1 protein-coding gene and 1 pseudogene are annotated in these 823 nt (G+C 38.0%); one reads left to right on the top strand and one right to left on the bottom strand.

Going from position 1 to position 823, the window contains the following annotated elements; translation table 11 throughout:
- Positions 1 to 290, top strand: a 290-nt coding sequence (locus B9P82_RS25215) for a hypothetical protein (RefSeq protein WP_168188472.1), incomplete at its 5' end; no start/stop codon positions are given.
- Positions 291 to 641: 351 nt separating this feature from the next.
- Here B9P82_RS25215 and B9P82_RS25210 read toward each other — a convergent pair.
- Positions 642 to 823, bottom strand: a pseudogene (locus tag B9P82_RS25210) (IS5/IS1182 family transposase); the annotation flags it as partial.

Genomic DNA, 823 nt, shown 5'->3' with positions numbered 1-823 from the left:
TATGCAATAAATGCCATAGAGAAAGCCCAGATATTGCTAATGAATCTGCGCTTATTGAATGGATGAATGAGCAACCTACTGAAATGGAAAGCATGTTAAGACTAATCCAACAGGAAATGGATAAATATAATAAAGAAACTCAAATAGCAGTTAATGAAATTCTTATCAAAGAAATTTTCAGTGAGTTGTTCAAAAAGGCAGGAGCACATGGTGGTAGAATTTCTGATGCAACCAAGGTGTATATTGTTAGGGAAGCTTTGAAAAAAATATTTAGTCAGGCCACTTTATAAATTAAAATAATTATAGTCATTCAGNGCAGTTAATGAAATTCTTATCAAAGAAATTTTCAGTGAGTTGTTCAAAAAGGCAGGAGCACATGGTGGTAGAATTTCTGATGCAACCAAGGTGTATATTGTTAGGGAAGCTTTGAAAAAAATATTTAGTCAGGCCACTTTATAAATTAAAATAATTATAGTCATTCAGATTTACCGGTCTATTTAATGTTAAGTTTTACTTTACATTAGATTTAAATTTTCTTTTAAGGAAATGCCCGCTCTTCGCTCAAAGCGGACTGACAATCATTCAGGCTTTGTTGAATAAATCAGATTTCGGGTAAGTCTCCCCCGTAGCGGGTTGTGTTTTCAGGCAATACGCACGCTTTCAGGTATACCTGCTTTCGTCATTTTGTTCAGCGCTCGTACCAGGGCCATAGCCTCCGCAACCTGACCATCGTAGTCACGCAGCGTCAGTGAACCCCCGAACAGCTGTTTTACCCGGTACATCGCCGTTTCCGCTATCGAGCGACGGTTGTAATCTGTTGTCC

The sequence above is a fragment of the Citrobacter sp. L55 genome, assembly GCF_002850715.1.
GTDB lineage: Bacteria > Pseudomonadota > Gammaproteobacteria > Enterobacterales > Enterobacteriaceae > Citrobacter > Citrobacter braakii.
Note: the sequence above shows the minus strand (reverse complement) of the source record. Positions and strands in the feature narration are given on the sequence as shown.